This is a genomic window from uncultured Endozoicomonas sp. (assembly GCF_947495845.1).
In the GTDB taxonomy this organism is placed as follows: Bacteria; Pseudomonadota; Gammaproteobacteria; order Pseudomonadales; family Endozoicomonadaceae; genus Endozoicomonas.
In genome coordinates, this window is record NZ_CANMAO010000011.1 from 84,319 (window position 1) to 107,045 (window position 22,727).

Here is a 22,727-nt window from a genome sequence, read left to right on the forward strand (position 1 = left end):
ATAGCTGCGCAGCCCATAATTTAAAAACAGAATTGGTATAATACCCTGTTGCTTGAAAGGGTGAGTTAGCTCGAAATAAATAGGTAATGTTCATCAGGGCTGTTGACGCCTTTCTGAGTCACTGAACCTCGTAACGAAACGCCAACTGACCATAGTGACTCAGGTTCTCTGATTCATTGACCTGAGTCATTGAAATAAAAGAGTATTCACTATCCGAAAAACGCGCTAGAATACGCGATCTTTTTCTTGTCCCCTGTATTTTGGCTTTGTTCCACAAGGCAGGGGTGTGTGAGAAGTCCTGGCACTTCGTTTCCTGCATCTCATTAAGTTGATTGTTCGAATCAACGGTTAACCGGCGGATCTGGCTGATGATATAGCCCCGTCAATGCAGGCCAAGCTTGTTTACTCAAGCCTCTTCAAACGCAGTCATGGACCTAACCGGCGATCTGGAATCAGGAGTCATATCTCCTGATCCGGATACCAGCACCAGGAAGTCCATGGCGAGCCACCTTTCCGAACATCTCTCGGTAATGTGCATTGCCATTTTATTTCTGCTTGTTCAGGGCGTCGCCAGCCCAAAGCAGCCGTGGGTCAGAATTGCCTGTGAGCCGCTTTTTTAGTACAGAATTCATTTTTGGAGTTATTAATGACAGATACCAATGACGCGATCACCTTTGCGGATCTTCCCCTGTCAGAAGCGGTACTCAAGGCGGTTCAGGACGTAGGCTACGAAAGCCCATCCCCGATTCAGGCCCAGAGTATTCCTCATCTTCTGGAAGGCAAAGACCTGCTGGGTCTGGCGCAGACCGGTACCGGTAAAACCGCAGCTTTTGCTCTGCCACTGCTTTCCGGTATTGATCTGAAGCAGCGCGATCCACAGATTCTGGTACTGACACCAACCCGCGAACTGGCCATTCAGGTAGCGGAAGCATTCCAGCGTTATGCTCGTCATATGAAAGGTTTCCACGTATTGCCAGTATACGGCGGTCAGGATATGCGTGGTCAGCTGCGTAGCTTGCAGCGCGGTGCTCACGTTATCGTGGGTACGCCTGGTCGTGTAATGGATCATCTACGTCGTGAAAGTTTGAAGCTGAGCGGCTTGAAAACGGTGGTTCTGGATGAAGCCGACGAAATGCTGCGCATGGGCTTCGTAGACGACATCGAGTGGATTATGGAGCAGACACCTGCTGAGCGTCAGGTAGCCCTGTTCTCTGCCACCATGCCTTACCAGATTCGTAAGATTGCTGATACGCACCTGAAGAACCCAGCAACAGTTGAAATCAAAGCGAAAACAGCCACCGTTGATACCATCACCCAGAAAGTCTGCATGGTCAGCGGTTTCCACAAGCTGGATGCGCTGACTCGTATTCTGGAAGTGGAACCTTTTGATGCCATGATTATTTTCGTGCGCACCAAAACGGCCACCGTTGAACTGGCAGAAAAGCTGGAAGCCCGTGGTTTTGCGGCCGCTGCACTGAACGGTGATATGAGCCAGGCATTGCGGGAAAAAGTAGTCGATCGTCTCAAGAAGAGCTCTCTGGACATTCTGATCGCTACTGACGTCGCCGCCCGTGGTCTTGACGTTGAGCGCATGAGTCACGTGGTCAACTACGACATTCCTTACGACACAGAAGCCTATGTACACCGTATTGGTCGTACTGGCCGTGCAGGTCGTACCGGTACAGCGATTCTGTTTGCTACCCATCGTGAGCGCAGAATGTTGCGTGCCATCGAAAGTGCCACACGACAGCGCATCGATACAATGCGTCTGCCTTCTATGAGCGATGTGCGTGATATCCGTATCCGTCAGTTCAAGGAAGAAGTGGGCAAAGTGCTCGAAATGGGCGAAGAGCTGGATATGTTCCGTGAGCTGGTTGCAGAAATGGAACAGGAAAATGCTCTGAGCTACGAAGATATGGCGGCTGCGCTGTGCTTTATGGCTCAGAAAGAGCGTCCATTCCCGGACGGCAAAGAGCCAGAGCAGCCACGACGTGAAGGTCGTGATCGTGACCGCGGTGATCGCGGAGACAGAGGCGATCGTCGTGAACGTGGTGGCCGTGAGCGCGGTGGTGAAAGAGGCGAGCGTCGTGAGCGCAGCAACGAAGGCATGGTTCGCTACCGTGTTGAACTGGGTCGTGACCAGGGTATCAACCCGGGCGATCTGGTGGGTGCTATTGCTAACGAAGGTAAGATTTCTGGCCAGAGCATTGGTCATATCAAACTGTTCGACAGCTGCTCTTCTGTCTACCTGCCAGAAGGAATGGATAAAAACATTATTCAAACCTTGCAGGGTGCCAAGATTCGTAACCGTCCAATGGAACTGAAACTTTGGACTGGTGAAGAGCCTCCGGCATCAGAGCGTCGTGACGGTGGCCGCAGAGACGGTGGTCGTGGTCGTCGTGAAGGCGGAGCGCCACGTCGAGAGGGTGCTCCTCGTCGTGAAGGCAGTCGTGGTGGTGATCGTCGTCCGCGTCGTGATAACAGCGCCTGATAGTTAACGTTTTTTTATGTCCTCTTCTTTAAAAAGAGAAGAGGGCATTCAAGCAGCTAATCTCTGCGGGTTCGTAATCCTTGCAGGTATTGGCACAAATTAAGTTGTGCTGTTTGGCTTGATAGCAGGATCAACTCCTGGATTTGAGTTAGGGAATAATATTTCCCATGTCTTTATTGTAAAAAAGTATGGGAAGATCTTTACCTAACTTATTTTTAATTTGCTTTTGGAATTCTAATGCCAGAGCTTTATCTTTAGGTTCAAGCTGTTTTTGTGAGTCGGGTTGATTAACTTGTACTATGCCAACTACGTCGTTTAGGCCATAATCCAGAACAGCTTCATTAATATATTGTTTACCGTTTGGGTTTGTTTGTTGTGACTCATGAATGATTTTTTTGAAATCAGAAAAATCTTTCTGCATAGGTGAAAATTTAGTCTGACCATTGATATCAATCCCTATATTAGGGTTTATGAGCTTGTAATGGTTAAACTCTCGTTTAATTTTATCTGAATTTTGATCGCCACCGACAGTTCTCTCATATTGGTGTCTTTCTATACTCCACCCAAGAGAATGGCCATCTCTATCACATGGAACAGTACCACAGTCACCAACTGAGGCTTCCTTAACAATTTTTCCATTACCAGTGTCAATTAATAATCCGATAGTTCGACCTAAATAAAAATGATGGAAAGGTACTCCTTTTGGGGCGTATGTGGCAGAAGCTGCCTGATTTCTCTGATATCTGAGTTGATCTAATTCGTGCTTCATTGGTTCTGTGTCTTTATATACTCCCTCTATTGGGTCAGTGTTGAACCCCGCTAGCATTCTGAATGTTGCACGATTATTATTGAAACATTCCATTGCCTTTTGTCGACTAATATCTGTAGATTGAGTTGTTGTCAGTTGTTCAATGTGTTGTCGGCTAATATCTAAAGGTTGATTTTTTTCCGGGTTTTTAATGTTTTGGTAGCTTGCATTGGCGTTGGAGCTTTTGTTTTCTAGTATTGGTTGAGCCACTGATGATTTGTTTATACAACGGTCATAAAGGCTAATGAAAAATTTTTTGATTTCGGTCCATATTTTTTTAAAAAATAATTTGATGCTATCGATGATGGATACTTTTCTATCCTTAAATGCTCCCGAGTTTATCTTTTGATTTGTTGGGTTCCCGTATGTGAGTGCAGATGTAGGGTTGATAGCCAGTGAGCTCATTTTTTCTACTCCTTGTAATATTAATAAACGGAGCCTGGCAGCTAACTAGCCAGCGATAGTCTTATGTAACTGATAACAAGGCTGATAGAGTAACCGCGGTTTGAATGGTTTCTAATAACAGCGAATATAATATTTATTGGCCAAATTGCACTAACAAGGCTGTTAGCATTGCTAACATAGTGTATTTTTTTGGACTGCATTCTTCTGAATGCGATTTTGATTACCATCAGCATTAGGCTGATGGTAAAACATGAAATAAGATAGAAAAAAAGTGACAGATTGCTCCGCCAAGAACAAATACGTGCCAGATCGCATGATTAAATGGCAGCTTGTTCCATACATAAAAAACAACACCAAGCGTATACAGCAAACCTCCGCCAAGCAGCCAGTACATGCCAGCCACTGATAAACTTTCCGATAGCTCGCCCATGGCAAATAAAGCCATCCAGCTCATCAACAGATAAGTGCTTAATGACAGCTTCTTATATTTAGAACCCAGAACGACTTTGAAAATAATACCGGCGACAGCCAGGGTCCAGACAAGGGCAAAGAGAACCCAGCCCGTAACACTGTTCATGCTGACCAATAAAAATGGGGTATAGGTGCCGGCAATTAATAAATAGATAGAACAGTGGTCAAGTATTTTAAAAACCTGTTTGGTTTTTGGGTGCTGAAAAGCGTGGTACAGGGTAGACGCCAGAAACAATATGACCATGGACGTACCGTATACACTGAAACTGACCACTTTCCAGACGTCCGCCTGATGAGCTGCGTAAGTCACCAGCAGTGTTAAACCCGCAACGCTGAGCAGAGCCCCAAGCCCGTGGGTGACGCTGTTAGCAATTTCTTCTGCCAGGCCGTAGCTAGGACGAGCGGGTGTGTGGGGTTCAGGGGTACTCAAAGTCAGCATCCGTTGTCTTGTTAGACAGCTGATGATACTGAAGAACATCATCAGGGTCTGTTAACGTTTCGTTACGAAGCTTAGAAAATAAAAACCATCCTAACCCGGCACTGAAAGACCAGAAAGAATGGCAGTGTCGGGTAATGTTCGACTACTTTTATTTTGTCGGCTCCTTTGTTTCTGTTTGGTTTCATCAATGCAAACTCTTCAGATTCTGGTAGCTATTCCCGTTTGGTTTCCGTACCTGGATTAAGAGATGAAACAGATAATTGGTTTTTGTGCAGTAATCACCGTTGGAATGTTGTTAGCAGGCTGTGCCCATGATCTGACGGGCATTGAGCCGAGCCAGGTGGAAAACAAACGATGGATATTAATCTCTCAGGATGGGCGGCCGGTATCCGGGCCAAGGGTGACGATGGAAATGAGGCCCGTCACTGCACAGGATGGCCGGATTGGTGGGCAGGCTCAATGTAATCGATATTTTGGCAGCTATCAGGTAACCAACAATACACTGCACTTCTCGCCTATGGGGGGCAGTCGTGCAGCTTGCCCGGCACCGTTCATGACCAAAGAAGCGGAGTATCTCTCAGTCTTTCCAAAGTTAAACGATATTACTTTCAAAGATAACTCATTGGAATTGAGCCATTCTGGCGGATATCCAAAGCTCTCTTATGTCTCTGAATCTGCCAGCCTTGGTGGTCAGATCACCACTAGCCAGGGTAATTTTCCTGCGGGATCCGATATTATTATTGTGCTTCAAGATAGCAGTATGCCTGAAGATCCAGCAGGCATAGTGGGTATTGAAAGTATACAGGTAGGAAGGGACGTTGATGTTGTGGACTACGTTGTAAACTATGCACCAGAACTGGTGAAGGCGAATGGTCGGTATGAACTGATTGCAGAAGTCATACAGAATGGTCAGTTAGTGTATATGACAACCATAAGGCCAGCGGTGCAGCTCAAATCTGCTCCGGTAAAACAGTAAGGGTTTGCCCTGAAATAACTTACATATTTCAATTGACGTTTTCCGTTTTCCGCAATCCGAAGAAGCTAGAGCTACTTGCGCTTTTGCGGACTACGGATAGCGGGCAACGGTCTCAGTAAATGCAGAGTAGTTCCTAGTGCAGCCAAGCGTTATAAGACATACATCCCCGTTCATCCTGAGCGGAGTCGAAGGATCAAAGCACCACACTTCGACTCCGCTCAGTGCGAACGGTATGGGTATTAACGCTTCCTTGCACTAGGCAGTCATCGCCTGTGGAGTCTCGCCCGCCCCAATCTGGTGCGCCGAAGGATTTCCATGGGCATCAACACAGACAAAGACGATACGATCCACAACAATAATCACCTGTCGTGTGACTTTGTTTCGTACACAGCAGCACAGTGTCAGTGATGTCGTCCCGACATTAACCACTTCCAGACCAAACTCAAGAACATCACCACAGGCTGCGGAGCTGACAAAATCAATCTCCGACATGTACTTGGTGACCAGCAGTTTTCCTGGTCCCATTTTACAAGAGGCGTAAATGCCTGCCTCTTCATCAATCCATGCTAATAACGTACCGCCAAATAAACGGTACGCTGGGTTAAGGTCGCCCGGTTTTACTGCACGACGGGAAAAGTATTTCATCTTCAGATCCTTCTGATTGCCTGAGCAATCAATAATGGCAACGATTTATGACAAAATTTATACAAAATCGATATTTGGCTGTGTCATCAGCAATTTAAATGCCAATCAAAGGCAAAAGTCGTCTGGCCGCCTATGAGGTAAGTACCTGATCATATGAAATCGAATATTTCTGGCTTAGTGGTTAGTTACTGTGCAAGGCACATCGAAGTGAGCATAGCCGTAGCTATGTGATCGTAGATGTAACGCCGCACGACTGCATGGATGCAGGAGGTAGAGCAGCGCAGGAGCAGGTTGCCGAGAGTGGCTGACCACTGAGCCAGAAAATATGTTTTTTTATGGTTGGGTGCTTAAGCCCCAATTGGCTTAAATCAAGGCGTTGCAGTAGAATGCGGCTCTCAAATTTTTCATTGGTTCTTTGGATGCTCAACACACTCCGAAGGATCCGTTCATTGTCAGAATTTTCAGGTGAATATATGGGCAAATTTTATACTCAAACTAACCTTCAGATTGATGATAAGCAGGCTTGGCGGGTTTTTGATGGCAAGAAACAAGCTCGCCTTGGCTCTGAAAAGAACCCTGCAACCTTGATGGTTCAGACCGAAGAGCGCAAAGCAGAGCTGGAAAAAGAAGTGATTGAAAATGGCTGGTTTGCCAACTTTGAAGTGGATGAAGAGCAGCCAGAAGACATTTCTGCTCTGCAAACCCTGAGAAACACACCAAAGACGACCGTGCTGGAAAAGACTCCGGGTCGTAATGATGCCTGCATCTGTGGCAGCGGCAAGAAATATAAGAAGTGCTGTGCCTGATTACCGCATGCTTCGAAGGTGCGTGAAAGACTATTGAAAGCAGAAGTTGTAGGTCGGTAACCCAAAGGGTTGCCGACAATCAGCTCACATGCCAGCAGTGAATTTGCTGTCAGTAATGAATAAATATATATAGAAGGAAGCACCCTCAGGGATAGAAAAAATGCCTTCTGATAACTGGTTTGTCTATATTATCCTCGCCAGCGATAACTCTCTCTATACCGGAATAACCACGGACATTAAACGACGGTGGCGCCAGCATTCCGGTGACATCATAGGGGGTGCGCGTTTTTTTCGTGGCAGAAAACCAGAAAAGTTAGTGTATGTAGAAGAGGGCAGTGATCGATCTTCCGTCAGTAAACGTGAAGCCGCCATAAAAAAAATGACACGTCAGCAGAAGTTGAAGTTGCTGTCGAACCCCGCCAATAAAAGTGCCAACTGGTTAGCAACACTATAACAGACGCACGTTGTCTACCTCCATATAGAACAAAATGAAGCAGAAAATATCATTTTGGGTTCAAGAAATGACAAGAAAATAGTATGATGCACTTCAGTCTAGGGTAGTAACTAAGACTCTTCATTACCTTGGCATAACAACAAAAAAACGTATGAGGTGTTCATGGAAGCCAGTTTTTGGGACGGTAAGCGGGCCCCGGGTATCGCTGACAAGATCGATCTTGATCAGTTTCACACCCTAAGGGATGTCATTGAACATTCCGTAAAATCCTATGGCGACAGACCAGCATACACCAGCCTTGGAAAAACCATCACGTTCAACGATGTTGACCGGCTGAGTACAGAATTTGCAGCCTATCTGCAAAATCATACGACACTGAAACCTGGCGATAAGATCGCCCTGCAAATGCCCAACCTGATTCAATATCCAGTGGTTGCCTATGGGGCGATCAAGGCTGGGTTGGTTATTGTGAATACAAATCCGCTGTACACCGCGCGGGAAATGAAACACCAGTTTAATGATTCCGGTGCCAAGGCTCTGGTTTGTTTGAACGTTGTGGGTCACCTGGTTGAAGAAATCATTAAAGACACGCCGGTAGAGCACCTTATTGTTACCGAGCTGGCCGATATGCTGCCATGGCCAAAGCGTTCGCTGCTGAACCTTGCTGTAAAGCATGTTAAAAAAATGGTTCAGCCATACAACCTGCCTCAAGCTGTGCCCTTTACCAAAGTGATGAAGCTGGGTGCATCATCCACCTATACAAAACCAGCCGCGCCAGACCGGGATGACATTGCCGTATTGCAATACACCGGTGGCACGACAGGTGTCGCTAAAGGCGCCATGCTGACTCACCGTAACCTGGTCAGTAATGTGCTTCAGACGTCTAATGTCATGACTCAGTTTGATGAAAATGGCCAACCGATTATTGGTGACTCATCAACCACAGCCATTGCACCTTTACCGCTGTACCATATTTATGCGTTCACGATTCACCTGATGACGTTTTTCCAGTTGGGCGGGCACAGTGTACTTATCGCCAACCCAAGGGATATGGATACCTTTGTAAAAGCATTGGTGCCACACAAGATGAATGTCTTTGTTGGGCTGAACACTCTGTTTGTCGGGCTGATGAATCACCCTCAGTTTAAACAGCTTGATTTTTCTGCTCTGAAATTGACCCTGTCTGGCGGAACCGCTTTGCAGGCGGCAGTGGCTGAGCGCTGGAATGATGTAACCGGTTGCACCATTTCCGAAGGCTACGGTTTGTCAGAAACGTCGCCAGTGGTTTCTTTCAACCCGGCTGGAAAGTACACCAAGCTTGGCACTGTTGGTCTGCCTATGGTTGCCTCCGCGGTGAAAACCATTGATGACGAGGGTAATGACTTACCTTTCGGCGAACGCGGCGAACTGTGTGTTAAAGGTCCTCAGGTCATGAAAGGCTACCTGAATCGCCCGGAAGCAACGGCTGAAGTATTGTCCGAAGATGGTTGGTTCAAGACCGGCGACGTTGCTGTTATTGATGAAACCGGCTACGTCAAGATCGTTGATCGTTTGAAGGACATGGTTCTGGTTTCGGGCTTTAACGTTTATCCAAACGAAATTGAAGACGTTGTCTCCAAACTGGATAAGGTGATGAATTGCGCGGTGATCGGTGTGCCCGATGAGAAAACCGGGGAGGCCGTTAAGCTGTTTGTTATTCCTCAGGATAAAGAGCTCACAGCGGAAGCAGTGAAGGAATACTGCAAATTGAACTTGACCGCTTACAAGGTACCCAAGCAGATTGAATTCCGCGATGAGTTGCCGGTGACGGCCGTTGGTAAAGTATTAAGAAAAGACCTTCGTGCTGAAGAGTTGAAAAAGCGCGAGGCCTTGGCTTCCTAAAGCTTGAGCAAATAAAAAAAGCCCTGTTGGTTATTAAACCGGCAGGGCTTTTTTATTGTATTATTTGGAGTAAAGATAGATGGCGGGGTTTAATTCATTATAAATTATTATGAATATCGGTATGAGATGAAGAGGCTCACTGGCATAATTTTAGAAATGAATTAAAATGTTAGAGTTCATAATCGCTTACTCATGATGGTGGGTATTTTTTTTGATGCTTTCGAGTGTTTTCGAACAGGGTAGGCACACCAAAGGCTGATGTCATTATTAGCTGGCTAAAGAACTTTTTAAAAGCGTTTTTTGGTAGGAGTGGTGTCAATATGTTTATTAATGATGGTTTTTGTGATGACTGTTCAGTAATAAAATTCTTCGAGTTCAATAAATGGTTATATGTAAGAAATTTCACAGCTCTATTTTAAAGGTTGGTAGTGTGTTTATTAAAGCAAAGTGCCAATATTTCTAACGCGCTTCTATTTACAGAAGGCGCGGTAAATGATAATTTCCCAACGTTATTTTTAATCCCTTAATAAGATTGGTATATCTCATGAATATTTTTGATGAAGCTATCAGTGTGCTTAAATCTAAAGTTCAGGTTCGCAAACTCCTTCAGGATTTGCACGCCGAAGACATTCAGCGGATTATCAGCCGCCTGGAAGCCATTCATGAAGAAAAAATGTTGGCTCAACTGGAAATAGAAGAAGAACAGGCTCGTAAAAAAGCAGCGATGGATGCTGTCAAAGAGAAAATGAAAGAGCTCGGCCTGTCTGTTAACGACATTAAAGGCCTGGCTGAAGAGAAAGCGCCAAGCGCTCGCAAAGGCAAGGTGCGTCAGCGTTATGTTTTCAATTATGAAGCTACTGACGGCTCTGTTGTTAATTGGGAAGGTGCTACAACTGGCCGCATCCCAGCTGATTTCTCTGCTTACCTTGAGCGTACTGGTAAAGACCGTAAGGCCTGCATCGTTTCTGAGCTGTAGTAGTTCAGACTGGATCTAAAAAAGCCCTCATGCAGAGGGCTTTTTTATGAGGTAAGGATCTTACCCGAAATAACTTCTGTAGTTCGACAAACTAAACTCTGTTCGGGCTGAGCTTGTCGAAGTCCGTTGACACTACCCTTAGATGTTTCGTCAAACTCAGCACTCAGGGTGAACGGAAATGGTTAAGTTATTTAAGGTCAATTCCTAAGTTTTAATTCAAACGTTCTTCTATCATTTCTTTCAGCCTATCCTCGCGTGTGAATCCACCCATTACTTTGTCTGGGAATACCAGTGCTGGAGTGCCGGTAATTCCAAGTTTGTGGGCGAGTACAATATTATTATCTAATTGCTGGTTTATTTGATCATCAACAGACGCTTTTAGCATTTCAAGATTAAGGCCCATAGTATTGACTACGTTAGCAATCGATTGAGTGTTATGGGCGCCAGCGTATTCCATTAGATTTTTATGCAGCGAGAGATAGGTGCTATTGCCAATTTTAGCGGATGCTAAAGCAATTGCGGCTGCTTCCCTTGAGCTCGGGCCAAGAATGGGAAGGTCTTTATAGATAATTCGCACTTCAGGGTAATTTTTAACAACACTTTCAAGAATTGGATCCTGGCGTTTGCAATAACCGCAATTGATATCACCAAAATAAACAATGCTTAATGTTGGATTCTCTGCGCCAGCGTAGGGGTCAAGGCTATTCTTGAACAATTCAGTATTGTGATTGGTTAATGCTGAATGTTGTGCCTGATTTCTAGCCGCTTCATCCCGTCTTTTTAATTCGTCAATGACCTCAACAATTATATCCGGATTTTGCAGCAGTGTTTCACGAACCAACTGTTTCACATGCGCCTGCTGCTCGCTATCCAGTGGTTCCGCATTTGCAATTGGGGATAGCGCAATTGACGATAGCGCAATAGAGAGCAGCGCTGCCTGAAAAATGAGTTTCTTCATATAGACTCCAACGTTAAGTAGTTGACCATTTGAAAACGAATATTTCTGGCTGAATGGATGGTTACTATGCAAGGCACAACGCAGGGAGCATAGCCGTAGCTATGTGACCGGAGTTGTAACGCAGCAGAGTGACTGTCCATTCAGTCAGAAAATGTGATTTCATTTGGTTAACTACTTATGTAAAAAGATGGTTTGGTTATTAATAGGGCTCTTCCTTCTTTTACTTAGAGCCATTACATAAGGCCTGAAGCGGCGAAAACTATGTCATAAGTCAAAAAAACTTATCTACATAGGGCGTATGGTTAAATCGTGAGCAGAGGTGTCAAGACCATTCAGGCGGCAGACAGCACAGAATATCGGTGGCATCCGGTGCTCTATATAAAGGTGAATATACTTCAAATCAGGCGTTGTCATTGGTTTCGGGATGTTTCGCAGTGTTCCATCGTAAGCCTGCTAAATGAATTGAGAAGAGGCCGATAACAACAGTTCCTAAATTCAACGTAAAAAGGACTGAAACGATGAAAGTATTAGCTGTTGCTGTAGCCGGACTGTTATTGGCAGGTGCTGTGCAGGCTGGCGAGAAGGCTGAAAAAGAAGGCATGGTTTGTCATGCTATGGGTTCTACCAATATTCATCACCAGCCTCGCTTTGGTGATGGTATGTCTCCTAATCTCTCTGTTCCGGTTACTCCAAAATTTTATGTGACTAGTGAGCGTGATTATAAGGCTTGCCGTAAAATGGCTGCGGAAAAAGGCGCTCATGTGATCATTGATCCGAATGCCTGAATATCAGATTTGATTTAGCTGGCTAAAAGAAAAACCGGTAGCTCTTGGGAGTTACCGGTTTTTTTGTGTTTGCCGTAAAGTGCGGATCGTAGGTCGGAAATTCTGAAAGAATTGCCGACGATTGTGCGGGTTGTTGGGTTTTATTGTCGGCAACCCTGTGGGTTACCGACCTACCTTAGAAGGTGTAACCAACAGTACCTGTGATGGTTCCCTTACGCAGTACGGTATCGGCATCACCACCCCAAGCGAGCTTGGCAGTCATGTCGTCGTACTTGGCGGTCAGGCCGAGGTTGATCTTCTTCTCACCTTCTTCGAAACGGCCAGTCAGATGAGAGTTGCCATCTACATCATGAGTGAAGCGGAAGGTGGATTCCAAATTCAGGCCAGGCATTGCAACATCATTCCAGTTAGCGCCAACCATCAGGTTGTAGCCCCAGCTTGAACGATCTAAACGATCATCAGCATTCAGTTCAGAGTCTTCTCCAGACCATGCACTGGAGCCTTTAGCAACATAATTATCGTAATTGTCCAGCCCGGAAACTTGTTCAAATGCCATTTCACCAACAACGTACATCAGATCTGTTCCAAGTACGGCACCGAATGGTTGAATAACGGAGAGAGATGCGTCCCACATAGGTACGCGCTCAATGTTTTGATACCACATATCTGCTGTAGTCGTCCTATCAGTAGCTTGTGAAATATCAACATCAGCGCCCTGCGCAAAACCTCCAACCCCTTCCGCGGCTTTTGCAAGGATGTCATCTGGATGATCTACCCAGATAGGAGCATTTTCTCTGTATGTTATTTCACCGGCAATCTGAGTGTATCCCCAAACTTTGGTATTAAAGCTAGCCCCCCAAAGCTTAATATCTTCTGGGTAGATTGTTTGGGCATCAACGCCATTTGATAACATGTGAAGCGCAGCAAGACCTTTTCGAACATTGAGGTTGTCAGTAGGGTCTGCAATCTGGCTAAGCAAAGCATTGATGGCTGCCGATGGAGAAGCTCCCGGAACCCCTGTAGCAAGACCTGCTAAGCCAAGGCCGTTGGCTGCAGATGCTTGAGTAACTTTTGCTTCAATAAACGGAACACTTGAATGATAATTCGCATAGTAAAGAGCAAACTCTGTATCAGGCAGCGCTTCTGGTGCAAATGTAAACTTCATGCCCCACTGACCAGAGTCACTGGCATCAACTGATTCACCAACGTTTGCAACTTTTCCATAATCGCCAAATGTACTAATATTAGCTGCTTCTAAGGCGCCGGCTAACAAGGTATCGAAGCCAACGTTTCCAACTGTGTTAAGCCCAAATTTCTCTAGTTCGTAGTATGCAAAATCAGATCCGGGAACAAAAATATCTTCGCCTGAACCATAAGTACCACGTCCCGGCATAATGGATCCTTCCCAATCATACTGAGCAAAAGCCGAAAGGGTCATTTCATCATTGAACTGCAGGTCTGCCATGAGCATACCCTGAGCGATGTTAAGGTCTCCATCTGAACCAGGAACAGTGGTTAGGGCTACGTCGTATGCATTAAGATCTCTCATGCCTCCAGCGTAGAATATACTTTCACCCCAGTTATGAGCCTGATTGCCTAATTTCAGGCTCAGCTTTTGGCCACCATCAAATTCCCAGTCGCCATAAACATAAGCGCTTTGCAGTTTAACACCCCGACCCTGATTATCTTTTACTTCATCAGACCAACCATTAAATGTGCCAGCTTCATCATCAAAGCCTTTTGCAACATCGCCAGCGTTATTTGAGTCCCACTTGTTGCTACCATTCATCAATACATGATCATAATAAGCAGTAGCACGACCATAGAAACCGTAGTTATCTTTTTTCAGATCCAGCTCAGAAGTGAGCTTTAGAGCTTTGCTTACAAAACCTTTGTCAAATGAACGATCACCGTCATTCTCGTTTTGTTCGCGTCCATCTGGAGTAACATACCCTTCTAAATCATACTTAGCACCCAGCGAGATAGTGGTGTTCAAAGTCCCCTGAACTTCACCATCCATCGCTTCGAATTCATAAGCGTAAACAGAAGAGGCGCCCATCATCATTGCGCCGGTTAAAACAAATCCAGCGGCAGCTGGAGCCAGTTGCAGTCGTTTTTGTGATGTTAACATCGAGAGCTCTACCCTTGCCTTATTATTATTAGTGTTATTTTGTGTGTGTTGTTGTTGTTTGTGTGTCGGCATGCGTAGTTGTACTAAAGTGCATACCGGTATGCAAGATATTTATACCCTGTCTTGTATTTTGTGTGATTGTTACCGTGTTCTCCTGTTTCTTTGCGGTTTATGTAACACTTTTGTCGTGTAGTTTTGGTGCATGGCACTCATATTCTCGCTCCCATGCTGTGAGGCTGCTGAGAAATCCGTAGGTCGGTAACCCAAAGGGTTGCCGACAATTAGCACCTACAGGCCGGCAATTCTTGCAGAATTATCGACCTACGGGTTTCGCTACCACTTTGGAAGCTTCGTAAGACCGTAAGAACGAGAGGGAGGGTTACAAAACATACCCACCCGCTACACAAGGTTTGTCGTCTGTACTCATGCCGTTAATCCATTCCGTGATCAACTCAACACCTTGGTTATGGCTAAGAGACCGACCCAGCTCCGGCATCATGGCGCCGGGTTCTACCGATTCTATGCGGTAGACCAGAATCGATTGATCCGCATGGCCCGGCATAATATCCACAGGACGATTGCCCGCGCCCTTGCCTGCAGCAATGGGGCGTTTACAGAAGCCGTAGTTTTCATCCAGTGGTGTATCTATGGTTAAGAACAGTCCACTGGTGCGCGCCGCGCCATTTGGATTGTGGCAATGGCTGCAGTTAGCGTCCAAATAGCTTTTTGCCTGATGTTCGAGGGTTTCATTTTCCCTGGCATTGGGCCACAAAGCGTTCTGTGGCGCGCCGTTGATATCGTCCAGTCCGGTTAATAATCCTGCGTTCATCAAGTAAGCAAGCTGATTTTCCGTGCCGGAACTGTAGGTGAAGTCCCGGTTAAGGTGGCGGATTTTTGGTCCGAGGGGTTTGACTGCCTGCCGACTGTCTTCTTCGGCGTGGCATCCTGCGCATTGGTTAGCGTCAGGAATGATGTAAGTAAACGATGTTTGCTCTGGGTTGCCATCAATGTCGGTAACGGTGAGCTGTTTGTAGTCACCTGCCCATTCCAATACGGCTTCTGTCTGCTGTTGGTTCCAGACATAAGGCAGTGCAACCCAACCACTTTCCTGATGGATTAATAAACGGGTTTCAACCAGTTTAACTTTGTCCCGAGGCAACCCGTCTTCCGGAGAAAACAGAGATTTATCACCTTCCGATGCTTTCAGTACTGTGCCTTCTGCAGCTTCTGCAACGGGGTAATAAAACGTTTTGCTGATGATGGTGCCAACGGGGTATTCAATTTCTCCATCAACGACAGTGGCCTGCTTTCCTGGTGGCACCCACAGGGTGCGCAGTTTGCTGGCGTAATCCGTAAACAGCGGTGTGTTCAATGTATACGGCACAACACCTTCAGCCAATTCCAGATGGCTGTCACTGAACGATAACACCTGCCACTGGCTTAGGTTGTCTGGATAGTTATCCCCGGAGGTCATCAGCAGTGGCTGCGGCTTGTCGCCACAGCCTGCCAATACCAGGGAAAACAACAAGACCAGTAAAGCCCTGACCCTGATAACTGCAGTCATGATTTATCCTTCCATCGTCGGCAAAGAAATTGCGGCCAGCTTTGGTACTTTACAACGATGTTGCGTCATATCAGTGGTGATGTTGCTATAGCCGTTACCTGCATCCACATTCACAACACCACTGTCGCCATTATCGATACACAGAGCCGGCACGGTGCTGTCAGGATTGACAATGCCATCCCACAGAATATCTGGCAGGCTGCCGGTGAAACCGAATTCAGCGATTTTCAGAGCTTTCAGTTCCATGCGATCAGGGCTGTCGCCACCGCCTTCAAAACGGTTGTTGTAAACAAAGATGCCTTCTGGATAAGGGTCGAAGTTATCCGCCTGCTTGTAGTCTTTTTCGTAACCGGCGGTGAAGTAACTGCTCACAATCACGTTGGCGGTTTTGTTGTCTTTGATATCGTTATCAAATATCTCAACTTTGTCGTTTGAGTTGATCAGGATGCCAGAGCCGGCAGGCACAGCGGCCACGGCAGTTCCGGGAGTACCGAAGTTGTCATAGTTGTTTTCGAACACCTGATTTTGATAAATCCGGGTGCTATGACCAGGCTGAGTCAGCTGAGGCATGTTGAAAATCAAAATACCGCCGGTGTTGTTGGTGGCTACGTTACCGTAAACATCTGCACCGATGGTGTTTTCAATTTCAATACCGGCAACGTTGTATTCTGCGCGGTTGTTGCGAACGATCACGTTATTGGATTGCCCAACGTAAATACCCGCGTCGGAAGCGCCAATGGCGACAGAGTCTTCTATCAATGTGTTTTCGGTTTGAACCGGGTAAAGGCCGTAAGCGCCGTTTTTGTTATCCGGGCCATTGGTCCATTCAACCCGTACACGACGGATAACAATGTTTTCACCCTGATTTACTTTCAGTGCATCACCTTTGGTGTCTTCAATAGCCAGATCTTCCACCACAAAATCGTTGGCGTTCACCAACAGGCCTTCTGCGCCGGCAACCTGGCCTTTAAAGGACAGAATGGTTTTATCCATACCGGCACCGCGAATGGTGACACCATCCACATTCAAAGAGAGGCTTCGATCGATAGTGAACGTGCCTTCCGGAATTTCAATCACATCGCCGGCTTTGGCCTTAATCAGTTTGGATTGTAATTCTTTGCGGAAATCATCGGAGGTTTCGGTGGTCTGGGTGACGTCCTGACCATCCTGACCGCAGGCGGCCAATAAAAAGGACGTGGCAGTGACTGCCAGTAAAGAACGAATCTTCAAAGTCGCTTCCTCATTGTTGTTATTGTTTTCGGTAGTCCAGTGGACTATACGGTGAGGAGCGAGGGAGTGTCTGACTGAAAATAAAAAAGTCAGACTGATTTTAAAATCAGTCAGGCGGTTTCAGAATCAGTAGGTAGGCATTCATGCTACTGCGGGTAGCCTGAAAGGATTGGTGTGAATGTCGGCAACCCTTACAGGGTTACCGACCTATCTGCTCTTTTCGGTATGCGCTGGGTGTCACACCGGTTCTTTCTTTAAACGCACGATTGAATGCACTCAATGAACGAAAACCGGTATCCAGTGCAATAGAAAGTACCGGCAAACTGTATTCCTGTTCAGAAATCAGACGACGGCAAGATTCTTGAATGCGATACCCATTAAGAAAGTCATTAAAATTCCGGTAACCCATTTGCTGATTGATGAGTTGTCTTAACCGGTATTCCTGAATGTTCATTGCATCGGCGAGATTGCTGATGGTTATCCCTTCCTGCTTATACAGCTTTTGTTCTTCCATCAGCTGTTTTAATTGATCAATCGAGTCAGCTTCAAGAGCGGTTTCAGGTTCGTTTTGTGAAAGCTCGCAATCATCACGAAGCAAAATATGTGTGACGGGTGATTCTTGTGATATCGATTCGGTAAACAACAAACCAGAGCGAAATTTTAGCAGGCGGCCATAAAAGGCAAACAGAAACAGAGCCAGCATAACGGGCTGAGCTAATTTAAACGCCGGTGGTCCGCCATTGAAAAATTGCTCCATAGTGACGACGACGGCGATATAAAAACCAACGCTGCCCAACAGCCACACCCGAAGTTGCCGGCGGGATTCCACCAGATCATCCCGCAGGCTACGCACGACGGTGAGCAATGCATGGGCAATCAGGCCAAATTCAAGCCATTGTGGCAGCTGAAACATCGCCCAATTGAAAATATAGGAGCTGTCCAGCCCAAACAGGTAAGCAGTCACTCTGCCGATGGCTGGCGAAAAAATAATGATAAAGGGAATAGCGAGTGTTTTTCTATTCAAGCGGAAACTGTCGTCAAATAGTAGCAGACAGACCATCCAGAACAGGGTTGGAATCATATTGCGGAAGAAACCGCAGATCCAAAGCAGCCAAAAATTATCCGTTGCTGCCTGAAGTATGGGTTGCAGCAGGTAACCCAGTAAACTGATTTGCAGTAGTGCGAAGCACAGTGCTCGTTTATCGCGACCTTTTAGTTGAACTGCTGGAGCCACCTGAAACAAGGTCATCAGTGCCAATGCAAGGCTGAAAAAGGTAGCGGCAATTTGGTAATCGGGCATCCGGATCTACACTCTTTATTATCACTTCTTATTATAAGTTTTATCATGCCTTTATAGACGTCATGGTATACGTAAAAAGGTGGTATAGAAAATAGTAGCTGAATAAATTCTGAGGTATGCATTCCAACGCTAGAGCGAGTCTGTCTCAATAGTTCTGGTTCCCATGCAGAGCATGGGAGCGAGATGTTTGGAGTTTTGCGACAACCTCGGAGCATGGAAACGAGATGTTTGGGGCAATACGACAGCCTAAAAGCATGGGGCTGATGTATATCGACGAACCAACTTTATTATTGCTCTTCTGCATTGTTTATCCACCATTCTGCACCGGATTCAGGGTCAGTTCCCAGGTGGAAAGGGTAGCGATCTTTCACGCTGTTACCTTCTTTTTCGAGATAAAGGTTGATCACCACCGCAGACGCATTGCCTGTGGATTCTTTCAATCGATGAGTATTTTGCCCTTCCGCGGAAAAATACTCGGCGGGCTCAAACCGCAGTAATTCACGACGGTGTGGTAGTAACGCCAGTTTAACTTTGTTTTCCGTCAACTGATCAGAGTAACCATAAAATTCTGTGATATGGCCATGCACTAACAGTGGGCCGCAATCCACAAAATGATCATGGGTGACGGTCGCTTCTCCAGGTGACAGTGTAATAGCGACCAGGGAAAATATGTCTGTTTGGATATCAAGCTGCTCAGCTGTTTCACTTTGGAACAAAATTTCTCGATGACAGGCCTTCCGCTGTGCCAGTTGGGCTAACGGGGTAAGGTTAATGTTGCTATTGGCGAGCGCTTTACCGAGGTTTTTCCATACCCACTTTGGCATTTGGTGTTTTGGAATTTGTGCGTTGGTGCCTTCATCCAATAGTTTGCAGGTGAGGTCGTTTATCTGCCGCCGGATCTCATTGATGGGGTCTGTTAATGTAGCTGGCGGTTTGCCAGTCTTGAAACAGGGTGCTGTATGACTCAAACCGTGATGCCTCTCACACAAAATACAAATGCGTTACCACTATATCCTTATGACGAATGATTCCTGTGTGCAGTGAATATAGTCTGAGCACCGGGATTTGCTCAGATGGGATAGGTATCAATCACGATAGTAGCCAGAAGTTTAATAAGTCTTTGGTCCACCAGTTCTGGTCGCAGCAGGTTTAGCGACCATTTTTCATGCCCACCGGATGATCTTTTCAAGCTGGCAATTTGAATTCTTGGGTTCTCATAAGCCGCGATTCTCAGCTCTCCAGTGGCTTTGTTGAGTGTTGCTTGAGCGACGTAACGACCGTCTTTATTTTGCAGGTAGAGTTTTGCGTCTTTCACTGTGAGTAATGTGGCTTTGATATCGCCAAGATGGGTGCCAGTAGAATCATTCACATAATATTCATGCCAATAAAAGCTAAGCGTGAAAGGTAGATAGGAAGACCAGGTGAACTTGGCGGTGGCATCCCAGAATCCGTTGCTGTTGTAGAGCTCATAAGAGCGGAAGACCCGGAATTTTGATTTATACACAGTGCTGGTTATTCCGCGGATAGCATCTTCGAAAAAGAAGTCTTCGCCAAATAGGTCGTTGTCTTTGGTGATTCTCATGCTGTTGGGTGATGTGGTAATGAAATGTTGTTCATAACATCCGACGTCCAAACAGGCTGATGCAAATGTGCTGATGAAGGTTAGCGCGATGATGAGTGCGGTGAGTGTTCGTTTGACCATGCTGACACCTGATGTAAGTAAGAAATATTTTGGTCAATCTTTGATGTGATCTGGTATGAAAAGTTCGCTGAATAGTAATAGCATGCAATGAAAAATGGTGTTGGTTAAAAAATGAACAGGTTTCTGCGAGGGTTGCAATCAAAGACGAAAACACACTTATCCACAGGTCATTCAATAGGTTGATCAATGAAATTGTTGATTAATATCAATATTGCGATAAGTGGTAGTTTTTATATTTCAAGTGGATATATTTTCAGGGCAAACAAAAATGCCCGACGGGTGTCGGGCATTGATCATTAGAAAGTGAAGATGGTGTGAGAGTGCCTAATGGCGGGTTTCACTGGCGGGTAGGATATTCGGGTGATCCAGCCATTCTTCCGGGTTGTCATCAATAGAATCGATGGTCTCCACTTCGTCCAGCTCGCCACGGGTAGCAAGAACAGCCAGCTCTTTGGCAAACTTTTGCAGCACTTCGATCACATCATCCCTGTGGATATTCATGCTTTCATCAATCTCGATACTGAACAGCGGCGCTGCATCATCAAGATCTTCATCTTCTTTGCGGATGAGCACCATGTGCAGACCGTCAAATTCGTCGTCACTGACTTCCGCCAGCTTAAAGGTAATGGATTGCGCATCCCGTAATATCGAGAGCAGTTTTAGCGCTTCTGCGGCACTGAGATCGCCGGCATCGACACGTTCTTCAACGTATTCTCTGGCAGAGAGGCCGGAATCGATATAGCTATCTACCAGATCTTGAATACTCTTATATTTTTCTTGGCTCATAGACCCTCCGTACAGCTGTGTAAGCTGATGTCTGACGGCGTTTTCGTCAGACTTCAAGGCCAGAATCATCAGGAAAAATTGCACGACATAATCCTGATTCCTGATTTCAGTGTACCTGAATGATGATGAATGTATAGGGGTTACTACTGATGAAGTTTGCAGGCTATGACTATAGTCTCGACAGTGATAAGTTCCTTGGCTCGAACAATGCTAGGGTCTGTTGACGTTTCGTTTCGAGGCTCAGTGATTCAGAAAAACGTCCACCGCGCGAAAGACTTGAGAAGTGCGTAGTCATTCTACGTCGAGCAAGTCTGACAAAGCGGAGGACGTTTTTCTGAGTCACCCGAAGGGCGGGTCAGGGCGCCCCTATGTCGTTGTTCCAGTACCTTGAAAGGCAATGAGCATTCCTGCGGCACTGCGCCTAGCCATAGGAGCGCCCTGACCCGCTGAGCACGTAACGAAATGTCAACAGACCCTTGCATCTCAGGCAAACAACGCTGTACACAAAAAATAGTATGAATTTATATCGACTCAACCTGAATCTGCTGCCCGGCCTTAAGGCATTGCTGGATACCCAGAGTGTATCCCTTGCGGCCAAACAGATGCACGTCACCCAGTCCGCCATGAGCCGGACGTTGGCACAACTTCGTGAAGCACTTCATGACCCCATTCTGGTGCGTCAGGGAAATAAGGTGTTCCTCTCAGAAAAAGCCCTGGCGCTGAAAGAAGATGTGAACCGTGTGGTGACTGAAGCCGGGACGATTTTTGAGAATCAGCAGTTTGATCCATGGACAACAGAAAAGAATTTCACCATTGCCGGTAGCTATATTCTGCTTGAGCAGTACTTGCCCGATATTCTTCATCAGTTTTGGAAGCAGGCGCCTAATTTCAACTTTGAGCTGCTTGACTTCAGTCCGCAGCTTGATCAAAAGCTGGAGGCAGGGCAGGTGGATCTGGTGATGGCTTATGTGGGTAAGCCGCCAGCGGGTTTCAGTTATGTGCCTCTGATGGAAGATACGCTCTGTGCCTTGATATCAGAGGATCATCCAATTGGTGATAACAACATTACGGTTGAAGATTTAGAAAAATATGCCGTTGTACGGCACTCTTCCTGGTTGGGAAGTCCTCACTTTATGCGGGATTATCTGGATGGACTTAGCAGAAATATCCGAGTGGCAGCGAAAGCGCCAAGCTTCCCGGTTGCGCTGCAGCTGGTGAATGACAGCAATCGCATCTTGCTGACCATGGAAAAAGTGGCGGAAGCCAATACCTATGTAAAGAATATGAGAATGAAGCCGCTGCCCGGCAAGCTTCCCAAAGTTCAGTATTATATTGTATGGCCCGAGTACTGGGAACATAACCGAGCCCACCGATGGTTCCGGGAGTTCATCATCAACCGATTCCGCCAGCAACTGAAAGAAAATGATCGACGCAATGAGGTGTTAAGCGAAGTCATAAGTCGTTGAGGGTAGAGAAAGGTCATTAAGGTCAGGCTGAAGGTGTTGTGTACTCGAGTTTCAATCGTGGCAACACTATGCCCATCCAGGGAGAGAAGCTGATTTTTACAGCATAACTATCCGGGGATGCATCATCATTTTGTGATGTGGCTGTTATTTCCCGAGCCACAAGATCCACAACATCGCAATGTTTTCTAAGACATTGTAATAAAGTGCCAGTAGCACCTCCGATACCGCACCCGGTGACCATGTAATAGCTAAATACGCCAACACCTGCACCGCCCCCTGTAACGGCATAAGCAGCCGCAGCCAAGCCACCCCCAATGATTGATGAGTTTATAGCGAGAGTGCAATCTATGGTGTTGATGTTAGTGTTGTTATTCATAGTCGATTTTTCACAAACCAGGTTGTAAAAATAGAGTGCGATAATGAGAAAAAGTTCCATTATTACGCCACTTTTAT

20 protein-coding genes are annotated in these 22,727 nt (G+C 46.1%); 8 read left to right on the forward strand and 12 right to left on the reverse strand.

The window, feature by feature from the left end:
- Window positions 1–646 precede the first annotated feature (646 nt).
- On the forward strand, window positions 647–2,491 hold the full coding sequence (locus Q1B11_RS09720; RefSeq protein WP_299731374.1) for a DEAD/DEAH box helicase: 1,845 nt from the start codon (window positions 647–649) through the stop codon (window positions 2,489–2,491).
- A gap of 148 nt (window positions 2,492–2,639) precedes the next feature.
- Here the strand turns inward: Q1B11_RS09720 and Q1B11_RS09725 are convergent, their stop codons facing one another.
- Together Q1B11_RS09725 and Q1B11_RS09730 are read right to left on the reverse strand one after the other, a co-directional pair.
- A complete protein-coding gene (locus tag Q1B11_RS09725; protein ID WP_299731377.1) occupies window positions 2,640–3,704 on the reverse strand; it encodes a hypothetical protein in 1,065 nt (354 codons plus the stop codon).
- 232 nt (window positions 3,705–3,936) lie between these two features.
- On the reverse strand, window positions 3,937–4,605 hold the full coding sequence (locus Q1B11_RS09730; RefSeq protein WP_299731380.1) for a hemolysin III family protein: 669 nt from the start codon (window positions 4,603–4,605) through the stop codon (window positions 3,937–3,939).
- Window positions 4,606–4,861: 256 nt separating this feature from the next.
- Between Q1B11_RS09730 and Q1B11_RS09735 the strand changes: the two genes are divergently transcribed.
- A complete protein-coding gene (locus Q1B11_RS09735; RefSeq protein ID WP_299731383.1) occupies window positions 4,862–5,590 on the forward strand; it encodes an META domain-containing protein in 729 nt (242 codons plus the stop codon).
- Window positions 5,591–5,845: 255 nt separating this feature from the next.
- Here Q1B11_RS09735 and Q1B11_RS09740 read toward each other — a convergent pair whose 3' ends face one another.
- On the reverse strand, window positions 5,846–6,235 hold the full coding sequence (locus tag Q1B11_RS09740) for a hotdog domain-containing protein (RefSeq protein ID WP_299731386.1): 390 nt from the start codon (window positions 6,233–6,235) through the stop codon (window positions 5,846–5,848).
- 473 nt (window positions 6,236–6,708) lie between these two features.
- On the opposite strand from Q1B11_RS09740, the gene Q1B11_RS09745 reads away from it, so the two are divergent.
- The 4 genes from Q1B11_RS09745 (at window position 6,709) to Q1B11_RS09760 (ending at window position 10,352) form a co-directional block, all read left to right on the forward strand.
- Window positions 6,709–7,041, forward strand: coding sequence for a PBPRA1643 family SWIM/SEC-C metal-binding motif protein (locus Q1B11_RS09745; protein WP_299731388.1), 333 nt, complete (start codon window positions 6,709–6,711; stop codon window positions 7,039–7,041).
- A 160-nt stretch (window positions 7,042–7,201) separates the two neighbouring features.
- Window positions 7,202–7,495 carry a GIY-YIG nuclease family protein gene (locus tag Q1B11_RS09750; protein ID WP_299731391.1) on the forward strand — a complete coding sequence of 98 codons (294 nt, stop codon included), beginning with the start codon at window positions 7,202–7,204 and terminating at the stop codon, window positions 7,493–7,495.
- Window positions 7,496–7,657: 162 nt separating this feature from the next.
- On the forward strand, window positions 7,658–9,376 hold the full coding sequence (locus Q1B11_RS09755) for an AMP-binding protein (protein ID WP_299731394.1): 1,719 nt from the start codon (window positions 7,658–7,660) through the stop codon (window positions 9,374–9,376).
- A gap of 544 nt (window positions 9,377–9,920) precedes the next feature.
- Window positions 9,921–10,352 (forward strand): H-NS family nucleoid-associated regulatory protein, encoded by a 432-nt coding sequence (locus tag Q1B11_RS09760; protein WP_299731397.1) that lies wholly within the window; start codon window positions 9,921–9,923, stop codon window positions 10,350–10,352.
- 211 nt (window positions 10,353–10,563) lie between these two features.
- Here the strand turns inward: Q1B11_RS09760 and Q1B11_RS09765 are convergent, their stop codons facing one another.
- Window positions 10,564–11,310 carry a DsbA family protein gene (locus Q1B11_RS09765; RefSeq protein WP_299731400.1) on the reverse strand — a complete coding sequence of 249 codons (747 nt, stop codon included), beginning with the start codon at window positions 11,308–11,310 and terminating at the stop codon, window positions 10,564–10,566.
- 518 nt (window positions 11,311–11,828) lie between these two features.
- On the opposite strand from Q1B11_RS09765, the gene Q1B11_RS09770 reads away from it, so the two are divergent.
- Window positions 11,829–12,095 (forward strand): hypothetical protein, encoded by a 267-nt coding sequence (locus Q1B11_RS09770; protein ID WP_299731403.1) that lies wholly within the window; start codon window positions 11,829–11,831, stop codon window positions 12,093–12,095.
- Window positions 12,096–12,270: 175 nt separating this feature from the next.
- Here the strand turns inward: Q1B11_RS09770 and Q1B11_RS09775 are convergent, their stop codons facing one another.
- From Q1B11_RS09775 to Q1B11_RS09805, 7 genes are all read right to left on the reverse strand, one after another.
- Window positions 12,271–14,226 (reverse strand): DUF1302 family protein, encoded by a 1,956-nt coding sequence (locus tag Q1B11_RS09775; protein WP_299731406.1) that lies wholly within the window; start codon window positions 14,224–14,226, stop codon window positions 12,271–12,273.
- 379 nt (window positions 14,227–14,605) lie between these two features.
- Window positions 14,606–15,790, reverse strand: coding sequence for an SO2930 family diheme c-type cytochrome (locus Q1B11_RS09780; protein WP_299731408.1), 1,185 nt, complete (start codon window positions 15,788–15,790; stop codon window positions 14,606–14,608).
- 3 nt (window positions 15,791–15,793) lie between these two features.
- Window positions 15,794–17,020 carry a parallel beta-helix domain-containing protein gene (locus Q1B11_RS09785; protein WP_299731411.1) on the reverse strand — a complete coding sequence of 409 codons (1,227 nt, stop codon included), beginning with the start codon at window positions 17,018–17,020 and terminating at the stop codon, window positions 15,794–15,796.
- A gap of 199 nt (window positions 17,021–17,219) precedes the next feature.
- Window positions 17,220–18,320, reverse strand: a complete 1,101-nt coding sequence (locus Q1B11_RS09790; protein WP_299731414.1) for a helix-turn-helix transcriptional regulator — start codon at window positions 18,318–18,320, stop codon at window positions 17,220–17,222.
- 287 nt (window positions 18,321–18,607) lie between these two features.
- Entirely contained in the window at window positions 18,608–19,288 is a 681-nt protein-coding gene (locus Q1B11_RS09795; protein WP_299731417.1) for a hypothetical protein, read from the reverse strand.
- A gap of 101 nt (window positions 19,289–19,389) precedes the next feature.
- A complete protein-coding gene (locus Q1B11_RS09800; protein ID WP_299731420.1) occupies window positions 19,390–20,022 on the reverse strand; it encodes a hypothetical protein in 633 nt (210 codons plus the stop codon).
- Between the two features lie 324 nt (window positions 20,023–20,346).
- Entirely contained in the window at window positions 20,347–20,808 is a 462-nt protein-coding gene (locus Q1B11_RS09805; RefSeq protein WP_157673380.1) for a hypothetical protein, read from the reverse strand.
- Window positions 20,809–21,323: 515 nt separating this feature from the next.
- Between Q1B11_RS09805 and Q1B11_RS09810 the strand changes: the two genes are divergently transcribed.
- Complete coding sequence (locus Q1B11_RS09810; RefSeq protein WP_299731424.1) at window positions 21,324–22,274, forward strand: LysR family transcriptional regulator; 951 nt, start codon at window positions 21,324–21,326, stop codon at window positions 22,272–22,274.
- A gap of 22 nt (window positions 22,275–22,296) precedes the next feature.
- Here Q1B11_RS09810 and Q1B11_RS09815 read toward each other — a convergent pair whose 3' ends face one another.
- Window positions 22,297–22,710: a hypothetical protein gene (locus tag Q1B11_RS09815; RefSeq protein WP_299731427.1), complete on the reverse strand. Its 414-nt coding sequence runs from the start codon at window positions 22,708–22,710 to the stop codon at window positions 22,297–22,299.
- Between the last annotated feature and the right edge of the window lie 17 nt (window positions 22,711–22,727).